Source organism: Nocardia farcinica (genome assembly GCF_001182745.1).
In the GTDB taxonomy this organism is placed as follows: Bacteria; Actinomycetota; Actinomycetes; order Mycobacteriales; family Mycobacteriaceae; genus Nocardia; species Nocardia farcinica.
The window spans coordinates 2,249,773-2,263,600 of record NZ_LN868938.1; the positions used below are offsets into that span (position 1 = coordinate 2,249,773).

At 71.2% G+C, this 13,828-nt stretch carries 16 protein-coding genes; 5 read left to right on the top strand and 11 right to left on the bottom strand.

Annotated features, from left to right (window positions below):
• Window positions 1-202 precede the first annotated feature (202 nt).
• Together AMO33_RS10960 and AMO33_RS10965 are read left to right on the top strand one after the other, a co-directional pair.
• Window positions 203-826 carry an arsenate reductase/protein-tyrosine-phosphatase family protein gene (locus AMO33_RS10960; protein ID WP_041560837.1) on the top strand — a complete coding sequence of 208 codons (624 nt, stop codon included), beginning with the start codon at window positions 203-205 and terminating at the stop codon, window positions 824-826.
• Between the two features lie 111 nt (window positions 827-937).
• Window positions 938-1,348: a hypothetical protein gene (locus tag AMO33_RS10965; RefSeq protein ID WP_011208398.1), complete on the top strand. Its 411-nt coding sequence runs from the start codon at window positions 938-940 to the stop codon at window positions 1,346-1,348.
• A gap of 22 nt (window positions 1,349-1,370) precedes the next feature.
• Here AMO33_RS10965 and AMO33_RS10970 read toward each other — a convergent pair whose 3' ends face one another.
• The 9 genes from AMO33_RS10970 to AMO33_RS11010 all read right to left on the bottom strand — a co-directional run bounded on the left by AMO33_RS10970 (window position 1,371) and on the right by AMO33_RS11010 (window position 11,346).
• On the bottom strand, window positions 1,371-2,279 hold the full coding sequence (locus AMO33_RS10970; RefSeq protein WP_011208397.1) for an acyl-CoA thioesterase: 909 nt from the start codon (window positions 2,277-2,279) through the stop codon (window positions 1,371-1,373).
• Window positions 2,279-3,700 (bottom strand): pyruvate kinase, encoded by a 1,422-nt coding sequence (gene pyk, locus AMO33_RS10975; RefSeq protein WP_011208396.1) that lies wholly within the window; start codon window positions 3,698-3,700, stop codon window positions 2,279-2,281. Before pyk ends, AMO33_RS10970 begins: the two co-directional genes overlap by 1 nt.
• Before the next feature lie 139 nt (window positions 3,701-3,839).
• On the bottom strand, window positions 3,840-4,388 hold the full coding sequence (locus AMO33_RS10980) for a TM2 domain-containing protein (protein WP_060592425.1): 549 nt from the start codon (window positions 4,386-4,388) through the stop codon (window positions 3,840-3,842).
• A gap of 78 nt (window positions 4,389-4,466) precedes the next feature.
• Window positions 4,467-5,921: a prolipoprotein diacylglyceryl transferase gene (locus tag AMO33_RS10985; protein ID WP_060593427.1), complete on the bottom strand. Its 1,455-nt coding sequence runs from the start codon at window positions 5,919-5,921 to the stop codon at window positions 4,467-4,469.
• Window positions 5,922-6,005: 84 nt separating this feature from the next.
• The gene (gene trpA / locus AMO33_RS10990; RefSeq protein ID WP_011208393.1) at window positions 6,006-6,806 is read right to left on the bottom strand and encodes a tryptophan synthase subunit alpha; all 801 of its coding nucleotides are present in this window, start codon (window positions 6,804-6,806) and stop codon (window positions 6,006-6,008) included.
• Entirely contained in the window at window positions 6,803-8,074 is a 1,272-nt protein-coding gene (trpB, locus tag AMO33_RS10995; protein WP_041560024.1) for a tryptophan synthase subunit beta, read from the bottom strand. The genes trpA and trpB overlap by 4 nt, the downstream gene beginning before the upstream one ends.
• Window positions 8,074-8,892, bottom strand: coding sequence for an indole-3-glycerol phosphate synthase TrpC (trpC, locus tag AMO33_RS11000; protein ID WP_011208391.1), 819 nt, complete (start codon window positions 8,890-8,892; stop codon window positions 8,074-8,076). Before trpC ends, trpB begins: the two co-directional genes overlap by 1 nt.
• A 184-nt stretch (window positions 8,893-9,076) precedes the next feature.
• Entirely contained in the window at window positions 9,077-9,799 is a 723-nt protein-coding gene (locus tag AMO33_RS11005; protein WP_082668639.1) for a TIGR02234 family membrane protein, read from the bottom strand.
• Window positions 9,796-11,346, bottom strand: coding sequence for an anthranilate synthase component I (locus tag AMO33_RS11010; RefSeq protein WP_011208389.1), 1,551 nt, complete (start codon window positions 11,344-11,346; stop codon window positions 9,796-9,798). The genes AMO33_RS11005 and AMO33_RS11010 overlap by 4 nt, the downstream gene beginning before the upstream one ends.
• Window positions 11,347-11,424: 78 nt before the next feature.
• Between AMO33_RS11010 and AMO33_RS11015 the strand changes: the two genes are divergently transcribed.
• From AMO33_RS11015 to AMO33_RS11025, 3 genes are all read left to right on the top strand, one after another.
• Window positions 11,425-11,886, top strand: a complete 462-nt coding sequence (locus AMO33_RS11015) for a peroxiredoxin (protein WP_060592427.1) — start codon at window positions 11,425-11,427, stop codon at window positions 11,884-11,886.
• A gap of 56 nt (window positions 11,887-11,942) precedes the next feature.
• Window positions 11,943-12,542, top strand: coding sequence for a permease (locus AMO33_RS11020; RefSeq protein ID WP_060592429.1), 600 nt, complete (start codon window positions 11,943-11,945; stop codon window positions 12,540-12,542).
• A gap of 114 nt (window positions 12,543-12,656) precedes the next feature.
• The gene (locus AMO33_RS11025) at window positions 12,657-13,160 is read left to right on the top strand and encodes a MarR family winged helix-turn-helix transcriptional regulator (protein WP_060592431.1); all 504 of its coding nucleotides are present in this window, start codon (window positions 12,657-12,659) and stop codon (window positions 13,158-13,160) included.
• An 11-nt stretch (window positions 13,161-13,171) separates the two neighbouring features.
• On the opposite strand, the gene hisI is transcribed toward AMO33_RS11025, so the two are convergent.
• Complete coding sequence (gene hisI / locus AMO33_RS11030) at window positions 13,172-13,519, bottom strand: phosphoribosyl-AMP cyclohydrolase (RefSeq protein WP_011208385.1); 348 nt, start codon at window positions 13,517-13,519, stop codon at window positions 13,172-13,174.
• Window positions 13,520-13,526: 7 nt separating this feature from the next.
• Window positions 13,527-13,772, bottom strand: a complete 246-nt coding sequence (locus AMO33_RS11035) for an LLM class flavin-dependent oxidoreductase (protein ID WP_060592433.1) — start codon at window positions 13,770-13,772, stop codon at window positions 13,527-13,529.
• Window positions 13,773-13,828 lie beyond the last annotated feature (56 nt).

Here is a 13,828-nt window from a genome sequence, read left to right on the forward strand (position 1 = left end):
CCTCGGGGGATCGAACCCGATACGCACGGGGTAAGTTGCCGGTGGAACGAGCGCGGAATCATGACCATCGCGCATTCTCCGGTCGAATATCCGGGCGCGCAGTGTGTACGGCACGCAAAGTCCAGATGAATATGTCGATGCGGACCTGTGATAAGGACTTTCTCGTCTTCTACGGGTCCGAAGTCGGCTTTACCGTATGCCCATGCACGTCCTGTTCGTCTGCAACGGCAATGTCTGCCGGTCGGCGATCGCCGAACGGCTCACCCGAGCCATCGCGGTCGAACACCGGCTGCCCGGCCTGACCGCCGAGAGCGCAGGCACCCGCGCGCTGGTCGGCTTCCCCATCGAACCGCTGGCCGCGCAGACCCTGCTCGGCCTGGGCGGCGACCCCGAGGGATTCCGCGCCCGCAAGCTGAAGCCGGAGTACATCGACCGCGCCGATCTGGTGCTGACCATGACCGAGCAGATCCGCGATCAGGTGGCCGAGATGGCCTTCGGCGCCGGTTCCCGCACCTTCACCCTGCTCGAGGCGCACCGCATCGCCAAGGTCACCGGCGCGCGCTCGATCGCCGATCTGCACGCCGCCCGCAACGATCTGTCGCTGGTGGGACGGGAGAACATCGCCGACCCGGTCGGCCTGTCCGAGGCCGCCTTCTGCGAGGTCGGCGACCGGATCGCCGAGGCGCTGGTGCCGCTGCTGCTGGCCCTGGCGCCGCACGAACACCGCCTGCGCGCCGCGGAGCACCGGCGTCCCGGGCTGGTCCTCGCCCCGCGGATCCCCGCCGCACCCCCGTCCACCTTCCTCGCCGCCCAGCGGACCCGCTGAGCGGGACCGAAAATCTCACCCCCGGCCTATGTCGCTGTCGCGCACCCAGGGATTACACTGCCCGCGAACACCTTCCGCCGTTGACGGTTCGACACGGGACAGGAATCAGACATGCCGAAACGCATTTCGGATGTTTCGCTCCATGTGTATGCGACTCCCGAAATCCTCGATCAGGTCGTCGACACCGTCCGGGCGGTGGTGGACGACCACCTCCAGGAGCGCGATGTCTTCGCCTGGCGCTTCACCCTGCCGGTCGACACCGACGACCCGGCCCACCGGCTGCTGGAGACCCAGTGGCTGCTCGACCATCCCGGTGAGCAGCCCGACGGGCGCGGCACCTACGAGATCGCGCTGAGCCTGGTCGGCGCGCCCACCGACCTCACGGCGGCGGGGCTGGCGGCGCTGGAGGACCGGCTGATGCTCGAAACCTCCTGCGGCTGTTTCGATCTCGACGTGCCGCGCACCATCACCACGCAGCGGCGGGACAGCTACGACTACGAATTCGAGCGCGAGATCCTCTGACCGGCGGGCACCGCCGCCGCGTTCACCGGCGCGACGGGAAGTGCCGGATGAGTCCCTCCTGCACGGTCGTGGCCAGCAGGTCCCCCGTGCGGGAGTAGAACCGGCCGGTCGCCAGGCCCCGCGAGCCCGCCGCCACCGGCGATTCGGTGGCGTACAGTGCCCAGTCGTCGAAGCGGAACGGGCGGTGGAACCAGATCGAGTGGTTCACCGTCGCCGCCACGATCCGGTCCAGCCCCCACGACAGACCGTGCGTGGTGAGGATCGAGTCGAGCACGGTGGTGTCGGAGGAGTAGCCGAGCGTGGCCACGTGCACCAGCGGATCGTCGGGCAGCGCGCCGTCGGCGCGCATCCACACCCGGTTGTGGTTGAGCCGCTCGCCGGTGCCCTTGAGAATCCAGGCCGGATCGTTCGTATAGCGCATGTCGATCGGCCGCGGCGCCTTGACGAACATCTCGAGCTTGTCCTCGAGACCCTGGAAGCTCTCCTCCACCCGGGGCAGCGTCTCCGGGTCGGGCACCTCGGGTAAGGCGTGCGCGTGCTCGAGGCCCTTGCCCCAGTCCTGGAAGGCGGCCAGCATGACGAACAGTTCCTGGTCGTCCTGCACGGCGGTGACGGTGCGGTTGGCGAAGGCGCGCCCGTCGCGGTGGCGCACCACTCGGTACTCGATCGGCTTCTTCGGATCACCGCCGCGCACGAAATGCGCGTTCACCGCGTGCACCGGCCGGTCGCCGACGGTGCGGCCCGCGGCCATGATCGCCTGCGCGACGAGCTGGCCGCCGAAGGTCCGGCTCCACACCTTCTCCGGGTGGTGGCCGATGAAGACGTCGGGCTCCACCTCGTCGAGTTCGAGCAGCCCGAGCAGCACATCCAGGTCGGAGCGCTCCGCCGGCGCCTGCTCGGCGCCGACGGAATCGCTCAGCGATATGCTCACTAATGGTCCTCCTCACCGATGCGGTGCACGTGGATCAGGTTGGTGGAACCGACAGTACCGGGCGGGGAGCCCGCCACGATCACCACGAGATCACCCTTGCTGTAGCGCCCCATCGACAGCAGCGCCTGGTCGACCTGGTGGATCATCGCGTCGGTGCTGTCCACGGTCGGCACGATGAAGGTCTCGGTACCCCAGGTCAGCGCCAGCTGGCTGCGCACCTCGGGCAGCGGGGTGAACGCCAGCAGCGGCAGCGGCGTGTGCAGCCGGGCCAGCCGGCGCACCGTGTCACCGGATTGCGTGAACGCCACCAGTGCCTTGGCATTGAGCCGTTCGCCGATGTCACGGGCGGCGTAGGAGATGACGCCGCGCTTGGTGCGCGGCACGTGGGTCAGCGGCGGCACCCGGGTCGAGGATTCGGCCTCCACCGCGTGCACGATGCGGGCCATGGTGCGGACGGTCTCGATCGGGAACGCGCCCACCGAGGTCTCGCCGGACAGCATCACCGCGTCGGCGCCGTCGAGCACCGCGTTGGCCACGTCGGAGGCCTCGGCGCGGGTCGGGCGGCTGTTCTCGATCATCGATTCCAGCATCTGGGTGGCGACGATGACCGGCTTGGCGTTCTCGCGCGCCATCTGGATCGCGCGCTTCTGCACCAGCGGCACCTGCTCGAGCGGCAGCTCCACGCCCAGATCGCCGCGGGCGACCATGATCGCGTCGAAGGCCAGCACGATGGCCTCCAGGTTGTCGATGGCCTCGGGCTTCTCCAGCTTGCCGATCACCGGCACCCGCCGGCCGACCTTGTCCATCACGTCGTGCACCAGCTCGACGTCGGCGGGCGAGCGCACGAACGACAGCGCGATGAAGTCGACGCCCAGGTCGAGCGCGAATTCCAGATCCTCGATGTCCTTGTCCGACAGCGCGGGCACCGAGACGTCCATGCCGGGCAGCGACACGCCCTTGTTGTTGGACACCGGGCCGCCCTCGGTCACTCGGCACACCACGTCGTTGCCCTCGACGCGGGTGACGGTGAGTCCGACCTTGCCGTCGTCGACGAGCAGCCGGTCGCCGGGCTTGGCGTCCTGGGCCAGCTGCTTGTAGGTGGTGGAGACCCGATCGTGGGAGCCGTCGATGTCGTCGACCGTGATGCGGACCTCCTCCCCGGTCGCCCACACCGTGCGGCCCTCGGCGAAGCGGCCGAGGCGGATCTTGGGGCCCTGTAGGTCGGCGAGAATGCCGACCGCACGGCCGAGATGGTCGGAGGCCTGGCGGACCTTCTTGTAGTTCTCGGCATGGTCGCTGTGCTCGCCGTGGCTGAAATTCAGCCGCGCGACGTCCATGCCGCTCTCGACGAGTTCGCGGATACGGTCCTCGGTGGCAGTGGCCGGTCCGAGCGTGCACACAATCTTCGTCCGTCGCATCACGGGTAGAGCGTAGTCCTGTCACCGGCGTGGGGCCCGTCCCGGCCTCGATGAAGAATTGGTGAACTGGGCCGGGCCCGGAACGCGACGGGCACCCGCCCCGGAGGGGGAGGGTGCCCGGATGCCTGCCGACCGGTCGCGATCAGTCGCGCAGCGGACGTCCCTGCGCGTCGGGCACCTTGCCGGTGAGCATCATGATGCCGTCGACCAGCGGCCAGATGGCGCCGATACCGCAGGTCAGCCAGGTGACGGCGATCTGCGCGATGGCGATGCCGGTGTAACCGGTGTAGAACCGGCCGACGCCGAAGCCGCCGAGGAAGATCTGCAACAGACCGGCGGTCAGCTTCTGCTTGTCGGAGAACGGGACACCGAACGGGTCGCGGCCGTAGGGCGCCTCGGGATCGTTCGGGTTGTACCCCTGCGGGTACGGCGCGGGCGGGTAGCCGCCGGGCTGACCGTAGCCGGGCTGCCCGTACGGCTGCTGGCCGTAGGGCTGCTGGCCGTAGGCCGCCTGCTGCGCGTACGGATCGCTCTGCTGCCCGTAGGGCTGCTGCGGCTGCTGCGCGTACGGGTCACTCTGCTGGCCGTACGGCTGCTGCTGGCCCGCGCCCTTGCTCAGATCCGGGCCGGTGCCGGGCGGGCCGTACTGCGGGCCGCCGTAGCCCGGATTCTGCTGGTAGGGGTCGGTCACTCATGTCCTCCTCATTCGTGCGGGCACCTCCTGCTGGCCCCCGGAATCGCGATCAGCTGACGGGCACGCCCGCGACGATCACGCGTCATTCTCGCCGGAGTCGACCCGATCTGTCGCCCCGGCACCCGCCGATCCGGTGGCCGACGCCGCGGTGCCCGCGGACGTCGACTCGTTATCGCGGGTGGATTCGGATTCGTTGCCACGCCCCGCACCGGACTTCCCGGCGGACTTGTCGGCAGCGGACTTCGCGGAGCCGGACTTGTCTGCCGCGGGCTGGTCGGCAGCGGACTGCGCGGAGCCGGACTTGTCTGCCGCGGACTTGTCGGCGGCGGAGGTGTCTGCCGCGGACTCGCCTGCGGCCGACTCCTTGTCCGCGGCGGACTTCTCCGCGGCGGTCGCGCCCGACGCGGCCTTCACGGCGGCGGCCCGGTCCGCGTCGTCCGACGAACCCGCCGCCTCGCCGGAGTCGGAGTCGGTGGCGGCGGAGTCGGTGGCGGAGTCGGTGGCGGAAGCATCCTTCGCGGTGTCGTCGCTGGGCGGCGTGTCCTTCGCATCGCCGTCGGTGTCCGTCGCGGTCGATGCCGTCGCGCCCGGTTGGGCCGGTCCGTTCGCCGCGACCCCGGCCGCGCGCAGCGCCGCGAGCTGCCACGGCCACGGGCGCGTCGTGCCGCCGGGTTGCAGCCGTTCCGGCGCCTCCCGGCCCTTGGTGGCGAAGACGAAGTAGGCGATCGCGGCCAGGAACACCAGGGCGGAGGTGAAGTTGTTGATCCGGATGCCCGCGACGAGGGTCGCCTCGTCGTCGCGCATCAGCTCGACGAAGAAGCGGCCGAAGCTGTACCCGGCGACGTAGAGCGCGAACAGCCTGCCGTGGCCGATGCGGAAGCGCTTGTCCAGCTGCACGAGCGCGATCACCACGAGCACGTTCCACAGCAGTTCGTAGAGGAACGTGGGGTGCACGATCTTCTCCACGACGCCGTTGGAGATGCCGTTCATCGGGTCGGGGTCGCCCGCGGCGTCGAAGCGCGGGTAGATCTCCAGGCCCCACGGCAGGGTGGTCTCGCGGCCGTAGAGTTCCTGGTTGAACCAGTTGCCCAGCCGTCCGATGGCCTGCGCGAGCAGGATCGGCGGGGCGATGGCATCGCCGAAGGCGGGCAACGGGATCCGGTAGATCCGGCAGGCGATCCAGGCGCCGATACCGCCGAGGAACACCGCGCCCCAGATGCCGAGTCCGCCCTGCCAGATGTAGAGCGCCTCGACCGGATCGCCGCCCTCCCCGAAGTACTTTCGCCAGTCCGTGGCCACGTGGTAGGCGCGGCCGCCGATCAGGCCGAACGGCACGGCGAACATCGCGACGTCGAGCACCGTGCCCTCGCGGCCGCCGCGCTGCTGCCAGCGCCGCTCACCCCACCAGATGGCGACGACGATGCCGAGGATGATGCACAGGGCGTAGGCCCGCAACGGGATCGGCCCGATATGCCACACGCCCTGCGGGGGGCTGGGAATGTAGGCCAGCACATCGCTTCGTAAGGTCACGGGGCCACCGTAGTCGAGCCGGGGCACGGCCAGCGATCCGGCCGGTACGCGACCGGCCGGGTCATCGCGCGTGCGCCGCCCGGCTCAGGAGGCGACGGTCGCCGAACGCACGCCCTCGGCGAGCTCCGAGGTGAGCGCGCGCACCGCGTCCAGCCCCTCGCCCGCGGCGCTGACCAGCGCGGAACCGACGATCACGCCGTCGGCGTAGGAGGCGATCTCGGCTGCCTGCGCACCGTTGCGCACGCCGAGGCCGACGCCGATCGGGATGTCGGAATGCGCCCGGATGCGCGCGCACAGCGCGGGCGCGGCCGAGGAGACCGCGTCGCGCGCGCCGGTGACACCCATCGTCGAGGCCGCGTAGATGAAGCCGCGGCTGGCTTCGAGCGTCTTGACCAGCCGTTCCTCGGTGGACGACGGCGCGACCAGGAAGATGCGATCGAGATTGTGGGTGGCCGAGGCGATGAACCAGTCGTCGGCCTCCTCGGGGATCAGGTTGGGCGTGATGATGCCCGCCCCGCCCGCCGCGGCCAGATCGCGGGCGAACCGCTCCACGCCGTAGCGCAACACCGGATTCCAGTAGCTCATCACCACGGCTTGGCCGCCCGCGGCGGTGATCGCCTCGACGACGGAGAACACGTCGCGCACCCGCACGCCGCCGCGCAGCGCCTGCTCGGCCGCGGCCTGGATGGTCGGGCCGTCCATCACCGGATCGGAGTAGGCGACGCCGACTTCCACGATGTCGCAACCGGATTCGACCATCGCCCGGCAGGTCGCGATGGAGCCGGCCAGGTCGGGGTAGCCCGCGGGCAGGTAGCCGATCAGCGCGGCCCGGTGCTCGGCGCGCGCGGTGGCGAAGGTGTTGGCGAGGCGGGACTGCTGGCTCACTGCTGGTTCTCCTTGTCGGCGGCGGGTTCGTCGAACAGCCCGAACCAGCGCGCCGCGGTGTCCATGTCCTTGTCGCCGCGGCCGGACAGGTTGACCAGGATGATCGCGCCCTCGCCGAGTTCCTTGCCGAGCTTCAGCGCGCCCGCGACGGCGTGCGCGGACTCGATGGCCGGGATGATGCCCTCGCTGCGGCTGAGCAGCAGCAGCGCGTCCATCGCCTCGGTGTCGGTGATCGGCTGGTATTCGGCGCGCCCGATGTCCTTGAGATAGGCGTGCTCGGGACCGACGCCCGGGTAGTCCAATCCCGCGGAGATGGAATGGGATTCGATGGTCTGCCCGTCCTCGTCCTGCAGCAGGTAGGAGTAGGCGCCCTGGAACGCGCCGGGCGAGCCACCGGCGAAGGTGGCGGCGTGCCGGCCGGTGTCGACGCCGTCGCCCGCGGCCTCGTAGCCGATCAGCCGCACGCCCGCGTCGTCGATGAAGGGGTGGAAGATGCCGATCGCGTTGGATCCGCCGCCCACGCAGGCGACCACCGCGTCGGGCAGCCGCCCGGTCAGGTCGCGCACCTGGGCACGCGCCTCGAGCCCGACGATGCGCTGGAAGTCGCGCACCATCAGCGGGAACGGGTGCGGCCCCGCGGCGGTGCCGAAGCAGTAGTAGGTGCGGTCGGCGTTGGTGACCCAGTCGCGCAGCGCCTCGTTGATGGCGTCCTTGAGCGTCTGCGAGCCGGTGGTCACCGAGACCACCTCCGCACCGAGCAGCCGCATCCGCGCCACGTTGAGCGCCTGGCGGGCGGTGTCGACCGCGCCCATGTAGATCACGCACTCCAGGCCGAGCAGCGCGCACGCGGTGGCGGTGGCGACGCCGTGCTGGCCCGCGCCGGTCTCGGCGATGACCCGGGTCTTGCCCATCCGCTTGGCCAACAGCGCCTGCCCGAGCACGTTGTTGATCTTGTGCGAGCCGGTGTGGTTGAGGTCCTCGCGCTTGAGCAGGATGCGCGCACCGCCCGCGTGCTCGGCCAGCCGGGTGCACTCGAACACCGGCGAGGGGCGCCCGGTGTAGTCCCGCTGCAGCCGGTCGAGCTCGTCGAGGAAGGTGTGGTCGGCGCGGCACTTCTCGTACTCGGCGGTGACCTCCTCGATCACGGCCATCAGCGCCTCGGGCACGTGCCTGCCGCCGTAGACGCCGAAGTGGCCGCCGAGGTCCGGCTCGTGCGGGCTCGGCTGGGCGACGCCTGCGCTGGCCTTGGGCAGCTCGCTCACCCGCATCACCGCCCCCGCCGCGCCGGCTTCGGGCAGGACGGGTGGGTGCCCGCGGTCACCAGTTCCGAGACCGCCGCACGCGGGTCACCGCTGGTCACCAGGCCCTCGCCGACGAGCACGGCGTCCGCGCCCGCGCCCGCGTAGGCGAGCAGGTCGGCGGTGCCGCGGATACCGGACTCGGCCACCCGGATCACCTCGGTGGGCAGGCCGGGGGCGATGCGGGCGAACACGTCGCGATCCACCTCCAGGGTCTTCAGGTTGCGGGCGTTGACGCCGATGACGGAGGCGCCCGCCTCCAGCGCGCGGTCGGCCTCCTCCTCGGTGTGCACCTCCACCAACGCGGTCATGCCGAGCGATTCGGTGCGGTCGATCAGCGAGGCCAGCACGTCCTGTTCCAGCGCGGCGACGATCAGCAGGATGACGTCGGCGCCGTGCGCGCGTGCCTCGTGGATCTGGTAGGGCCCGACGACGAAGTCCTTGCGCAGGATCGGGATGTTCACCGTGGCCCGCACGGCGTCGAGGTCGTCGAGCGAACCGCCGAAGCGGCGGCCCTCGGTGAGCACGCTGATGACGCGGGCGCCGCCGTCCTCGTAGGCCTTGGCCAGGCTCGCCGGGTCCGGGATGTCGGCCAGCGCGCCCTTGGACGGGCTCGCACGTTTGACCTCGGCGATCACGCCGATGCCGTCTTCCAGAAGAGCGGCCCGAGCGTCGAGGGGGGCGGGCGCTTTCGCCGCGGCGGCCTTGATGGACTGGAAGTCCAGGAGGGCTTCACGAGCGGCCACGTCCGCGCGGACCCCGTCGAGAATCGAGTCGAGTACCGTCATCTGGCTCGAATCCTTTCTGGGGAGACGCCTCTTGCTGCCCAGGAATCCCCTTAGGCGCTGTCTCACCGATGTCGACAAAGAATAAATGGGCGTACCTTGCGCCGCGGCGGCGGGGTTGTCCTCGGTCGCCGGGGGCAGGTCGGGTGCGCCATGCCGTCGGGAGGGTGGTATGGGCACTCTCACGTCAGGGGGCCTTACGGTCGGTGTCGGGTCGGTCGTCGCCGGCGCGGTGGTCGTCCTCGGTGGGGTCCTCCCCCGCGTCCAGCGCGTCCCACAGCACCCGTTCGGAGAGCGCGCCACCCTCCTGGTTCCGCTGCTTGGCGACCTCCTCGGCCGCGGCGGCGCGGCGGGCGCCGGGGTTGTCGTAGCGGCCGGACAGGCCCGCCGACTCGCGCGGCATCCGCGCCAGCAGCAGGCCCGCCGCGAACGCGCACAGCGCGGCGGTCATCGTCACCACCGCCGGGAAGATCGAGGTCTGCACCTCGGTCACGGTGGCCCGGCCGGGCAGCTCGGCCAGCGCGCCCGCCCGCTCCGCGGTCGCACCGGAGCCGGTGAGCAGCGCGAAGGCCGGCACGGCGGTGACCGCGGCGACCAACGCGACCAGCACGCCCACCACCCGGCGCAGCCAGCCCCGGGTCGCCAGCACCGCCGCGACGGCCGCCAGCAGCACCAGCGCCAGCGGGGTGAGCGCACCGAACCAGGTGGCGCCGACCAGGTCGTCGGTGCGCGGTTCGGTGAGCCCGTCGGCGGAGGTGACCCGCACCCAGGTCAACCGCGAGGCGCCCCACATCAGCGCGGCCGCCACGGCCAGCAGCACCACCGGTGCGATCGGGCGGCCGCCCCGCCGTGCCCGGAGCGCGCGCGACCCGCCCTCGGCGGGCGCGCGGTCCGGGTCCGGCGCGGTCACCGGGAACCGCCGTCGGCACCCGTGGGACAGGGGCGCACGGTCTCGGCGGCCGCGATCGCCTTGAGCACCGCCATCGCCTTGTTGCGCGACTCCACGTCCTCGTAGTCGGGGTCGGAGTCGGCGACCACGCCCGCACCCGCCTGCACGTAGGCCACGCCGTCCTTGAGCAGGGCGGTGCGGATGGCGATGGCGGTGTCGGCGTCGCCCGCGAAGTCGAGGTAGCCCACCACGCCGCCGTAGACGCCGCGCCGGGTGGGTTCGATCTCCTCGATCAGTTCCATCGCCCGCACCTTCGGCGCACCGGAGAGCGTGCCCGCCGGGAAGCAGGCCCGCACCGCGTCCAGGGCGATCCGGCCCGGCGCCAGGCGTCCCGAGACCGTGGAGACCAGGTGCATGACGTGGCTGTAGCGCTCGATGTGCCGGTACTCGGTGACGCGCACCGTGCCCGGCTGGCACACCCGTCCCAGATCGTTGCGGCCGAGGTCGACGAGCATCAGGTGCTCGGCGTTCTCCTTCTCGTCGGCCAGCAGCCCCTTCTCCAGCAGCAGGTCGTCCTCCTCGGTGGCGCCGCGCCAGCGGGTACCCGCGATCGGGTGCGTGGTGGCCACCCCGTCGACCACGGTCACCAGGGATTCCGGGCTGGACCCGACGATGGAGAACGCGGTGCCGCCCGAGCCGTCCGGGATGTGCATCAGGTACATGTACGGGCTCGGATTCGAGGCGCGCAGCATCCGGTACAGGTCGATCGGCGCGCCGTGGTAATCCATCTCGAACCGCTGCGAGAGCACCACCTGGAACGCCTCGCCCGCCTCGATCTCCTTGACCAGCCGCCGCACCCCCGCGCCGAACTCGTCGGAGGTCAGCGATCGACGGAACTCGGGGTCGGGCCGGTCGAACACCGAGACGGTGGAGGGCGCAGGCGCGGCCAGCGCCTCGGTCATCCGGTCCAGCCGGGCGACGGCGTCGTCGTAGGCCTCGTCGACGTGCTCGGCGGTGCCGTTCCAGTTGACGGCGTTGGCGATCAGCGTGATCGCGCCCTCGTGGTGATCGAAGGCGGCCAGGTCGGTCGCCAGCAACAACACCATCTCCGGCAGCTGCAGGTCGTCGGTGGCGAGGCTGGGCAGCCGTTCCATCCGGCGCACCGCGTCGTAGCCGAGATAGCCGACCATGCCGCCGGTGAGCGGCGGCAGGCCGGGCAACCGTTCGGTGCGCAGCAGTTCCAGGGTGGCGTGCAGCGCGTCGAGCGGGTCACCGCCGGAGGGGGCGTCGGCGGGGATGTTGCCGAGCCAGGCGGCGGCGCCGTCGACGACCGTGAGCGCCGAGGGCGCGCCGGCCCCGATGAACGACCAGCGCGACCAGGACCGCCCGTTCTCCGCGGACTCGAACAGGAAGGTGCCCGCCCGGTCGGCGGCCAGCTTGCGGTAGGCCGAGAGCGGAGTCTCGGAGTCCGCCAACACCTTTCGGGTCACGGGCACCACCCGGTGTTCCGCGGCCAGTTGCCGGAACTGCTCGCGGGTCGTGGTGGTGGGAGCGGTCGCGCCTGACATGGCCCCATCATCCCAGGCCGGGTCCGGTCCGGACGCGGCCGGTACCCCGGGGTCCGATTCGCCGGTACTGTCCGGGTCATGCAGACAGGCTCGCTCGCCCCGAACTTCGCCCTCCCCGATCAGACCGGGACCACCCGGACGCTCGACGAGCTGCTCGGCGCCGGCCCGCTGGTGCTGTTCTTCTACCCGGCCGCCAACACCCCGATCTGCACGGCGGAGGCCTGCCACTTCCGCGACGTCAGCGGCGAGTTCGCCGCGCTGGGTGCCTCGTGCGCGGGCATCAGCACCGACTCGGTGGACACCCAGGCCGAGTTCGCGACGGGCCGGCGGCTGGACTACCCGCTGCTGTCGGACGCCGACGGCGCCGTGGCCGCCCGGTTCGGCGTCAAGCGCGGGCTGCTCGGCCGGATCGCGCCGGTCAAGCGGCGCACCTTCGTCATCGACACCGATCGCACGGTGCTCACGGTGATCAGCAGCGAACTGAAGGCCGACACACACGCCGACGAGGCCCTCGCGTTCCTGCGGGCCCGCGTGAAGTAGCCGAAACGCCGCGTCGGCAACCCTTGGGCATCCGCGCGGCGGCCTACCCTGGAGCCATGACTTCGCGCGAAGTTCGCCCGGAAGCCCGCACCGCCCCCGGCTCGCGCTGGCGGGTCCGGGTCATCGGTGGCCTGATCCTGCTCGCGGTCCTGGTGATCGCCTATTTCATCCTCGCGGCCTACGTGCCACGGGCGTGGGCGCAGCGACTCGGGCACATGGTGGACGGCAGTTTCGCCAAGGGCATCGGCTGGGGTCTGACATTCGGCCTGGTCTGCACGCTGGTGCCGCTGTTGCTGCTGCTGTTCGCCGTCGGGATCTGGCGCAAACGGGGCGGCCGGTTCCTGGCCGGTGTCGCGGCGGTGCTCGCGGTGCTGGTGGCGGTGCCGAACCTGATGACGCTGACGATCGTGTGGGGCGGCAACAACGCCGCACACGCCGGTGAGCGCATCCTCGACGTGGAGGCGCCCGCGTTCCGCGGCGCCACCCTGGTCGGCGCGATCATCGCCGCCCTGCTGTTCTGCGGGCTGCTCTTCCTCGTCACGCGGCGGCAGTGGCGGCGCAGGCAACTGGCCAAGCAGCAGCGGCTGCCCGGCACGCCGCCGGTGACGCCGCAGACCACCGAGGCGGGCGAGCCCGCGCCCCGCCGCGACATGTGAATGAACTCACCGCTGCTGCGATCGCTGTGACTCGCGAGCGACGCCGTGGCAAACTCGGTGTCGCCGGTGACCGAGCCCGTCGAACACGTCACTCGGCTCCGGAAGGGGGCACCGATGACGAAGTGGCTGGATCCCGTCGAACACCAGGCATGGCGTGCGATCGTCGCACTGATGACCCGGCTTCCGAGTGCTCTCGACACCCGATTGCAGCGCGAGTCGGGCATCACGCATTTCGAGTACTGGGTGATGACGCTGCTGTCCGAGGAGCCAGGACACCGGCTGCAGATGAGTGAGCTCGCGCACAAGGCAAACTCCTCGCTATCGCGGCTGTCGCACGTGGTGTCCAAGCTGGAGCGGCTCGGCTGGGCGGAACGCTCGGTGACCGCGGGCAAGCGGGGCGTGCAGGCGGTGCTCACCGACCGTGGCTATCTCAAGGTGGTGGAAGCCGCGCCGGGCTATCTCACCGCGGTGCGCAGGCTGGTCTTCGACGGCCTCGACGAGCGGCAGAAGGCCGAACTCGCCGCCCTCACCCGGGCCATGTCCGACCGGCTCGGCGCCGAGCTGAGCCGCCCCGACGGCGAGCCGGGGCGGCTCGACGCGCCGGGCGATCCCGCCTGATCAGCGGCGACTCAGGCGGGCTCGGCGAGCAGCACGTCGCCGTCCCAGCAGGTGTGCGTGCCGGTGTGACAGGCCGCGCCCTCCTGGTCGACGATCAGCAGCACGGTGTCCCCGTCACAGTCCAGCCGGACCTCGTGCACATACTGGGTGTGCCCGGAGGTCTCCCCCTTCACCCAGTACTGCTGCCGGGACCGGGAGTAGTAGGTCGCCTTCCTGGTGGCCAGCGTGCGCGCCAGCGCCTCGTCGTCCATCCAGGCCATCATCAGCACGTCCCCGGTCGCGCGTTCCTGCGCGACGGCGGCGACCAGGCCGGCCTCGTTGCGCTTGAGTCGGGCGGCGATGGCGGGATCGAGGCTCATGGCTCAGTTATAGCAGCGGCGGTGGCAGCGGCAGCCGATCGGCCAGCGCCGGGGCGGTCTGCGTCTGGCCTGCGACGAGCAGCGGATGTCTGCCCGGCGCCGGCACCACCGAGGTGCCGACCTCGAGCTCCGGCACGGCGCGCCCCACCAGGGCGGCCGGCGTGATCGTGTCGTGGGTGACGGTCTGGCCGAACCACAGCGAACGCAGGCCGAATCCGGCCGCGACGCGACCGAACTCGACGGCGGCGTCCACGGCGTTGGCGCTGTGATCGAGGGGTGCGGGCGACAGGGCGATTCCGACGCTCGTCT

Excerpts from the sequence above, each read along its gene's own strand:
- AMO33_RS10965 (WP_011208398.1), top strand. The coding sequence starts at position 938 with ATGCCGAAACGCATTTCGGATGTTTCGCTCCATGTGTATGCGACTCCC.
- AMO33_RS11020 (WP_060592429.1), top strand. The coding sequence starts at position 11,943 with ATGACTTCGCGCGAAGTTCGCCCGGAAGCCCGCACCGCCCCCGGCTCG.
- AMO33_RS11015 (WP_060592427.1), top strand. The coding sequence starts at position 11,425 with ATGCAGACAGGCTCGCTCGCCCCGAACTTCGCCCTCCCCGATCAGACC.
- AMO33_RS11010 (WP_011208389.1), bottom strand. The coding sequence starts at position 11,346 with ATGTCAGGCGCGACCGCTCCCACCACCACGACCCGCGAGCAGTTCCGG.
- hisI (WP_011208385.1), bottom strand. The coding sequence starts at position 13,519 with ATGAGCCTCGATCCCGCCATCGCCGCCCGACTCAAGCGCAACGAGGCC.
- AMO33_RS11025 (WP_060592431.1), top strand. The coding sequence starts at position 12,657 with ATGACGAAGTGGCTGGATCCCGTCGAACACCAGGCATGGCGTGCGATC.
- trpC (WP_011208391.1), bottom strand. The coding sequence starts at position 8,892 with ATGACGGTACTCGACTCGATTCTCGACGGGGTCCGCGCGGACGTGGCC.
- AMO33_RS10960 (WP_041560837.1), top strand. The coding sequence starts at position 203 with ATGCACGTCCTGTTCGTCTGCAACGGCAATGTCTGCCGGTCGGCGATC.
- trpB (WP_041560024.1), bottom strand. The coding sequence starts at position 8,074 with ATGCGGGTGAGCGAGCTGCCCAAGGCCAGCGCAGGCGTCGCCCAGCCG.